This is a genomic window from Luteibacter sp. P4_D7_3, assembly GCF_056401735.1.
Window position 1 is genome coordinate 1 of sequence record NZ_JBFUIT010000600.1, and the last position, 1,081, is coordinate 1,081.

At 63.1% G+C, this 1,081-nt stretch carries 2 protein-coding genes and 1 tRNA gene; 1 reads left to right on the forward strand and 2 read right to left on the reverse strand.

What is annotated here, in order from left to right:
• The coding region (locus AC1DSN_RS23035; protein ID WP_477333207.1) for a hypothetical protein at nt 1–189 on the forward strand (189 nt) is incomplete at its 5' end.
• A gap of 43 nt (nt 190–232) precedes the next feature.
• On the opposite strand, the gene AC1DSN_RS23040 is transcribed toward AC1DSN_RS23035, so the two are convergent.
• Both AC1DSN_RS23040 and AC1DSN_RS23045 read right to left on the reverse strand, forming a co-directional pair.
• Nucleotides 233–309, reverse strand: a tRNA-Asn gene (locus tag AC1DSN_RS23040).
• A 48-nt stretch (nt 310–357) separates the two neighbouring features.
• Complete coding sequence (locus AC1DSN_RS23045) at nt 358–894, reverse strand: pilus assembly FimT family protein (protein WP_477333209.1); 537 nt, start codon at nt 892–894, stop codon at nt 358–360.
• Nucleotides 895–1,081: the final 187 nt, after the last annotated feature.

Here is a 1,081-nt window from a genome sequence, read left to right on the forward strand (position 1 = left end):
GCTGTGACGTATGCAATAGCGAAAGCCTCGACCGGCGTGGGAGGAGGAGCGGCCAAGCGTTTGGCGGCGCTCGCGCATGTCTCTGGCAATGCTTCTAAAAGTGTCCACGTGGCTATTTTCTCGCCACCCGGTCTCAGCGACCGCGACCTGCTAGAGTCGATCTTTATTAGACATACCGCTTTTTATTAGACAAAGAAAAAGGGCCTGCATCGCTGCAGACCCTTTCAAAACCTGGCGCCCGAAGTTGGACTCGAACCAACGACCCCCTGATTAACAGTCAAGTGCTCTAACCGGCTGAGCTATTCGGGCGGGGAGCTGCGTATTGTCTTTATGTGAGGTGGGTGTGTCAAGCGGGTCTTAACGATTTCGTGAATGACGTGCGCCACAGGCGCGTGCGACATCGGCCGAAGCTGGTTCGGCGTGGCTATGGCCGTCKTTGGCTATCACGACGGTCAGCGTGGTGGCGGCCTTGCCGCGCAGGCACAGCGCCAGCGTCTGGTTGCCGGGCGGAGCCTCCTTGCCTGGCCGCAGGAACGCGATGTCGGTGCGGAGGCCGATGGAGATGGCGGTCAATCGCGAGTCCAGCGCGTCTTCGACGGCGAGGACATCGCCCGTGGCCCGGTCCCGACTGATCCAGCCCACGCCCCAGTCGGTGCGTCCGCTGCATGTCCGACCGTTTTCGCTGGGGCAGACCAGCGTGCCCCTCTCTCGATACAGCGCCGCCGTACGGGTGTGTTGAAGGGTGTCCATCAGGGCGTTCATCGCCGCCCGGAGCCGATGCCGCGCGATCGCCTCGGAAAGCGACGGTGCGGCGACGGCCGCCATGATGGCCACGATGGTCAGGACCATGAGGAGTTCGAGCCACGTGAAACCGCGGCAAGGCGGGCGGGGCATGGCGGTGCCGTGAAAGGGGAGGCCCGAATCGTGCCCTCGGCCGCGGACAACCGTCTGTCGGTCATCGCCTCACACCGTGTAGGCATTGGCGCTTTAAACTCGGGGTCCGAACCAGCATATCGTCAGCCATGACAGATCGCTTCCAGCTCGTCTCTCCGTTCCAGCCCTCAGGCGACCAGCCCGAGGC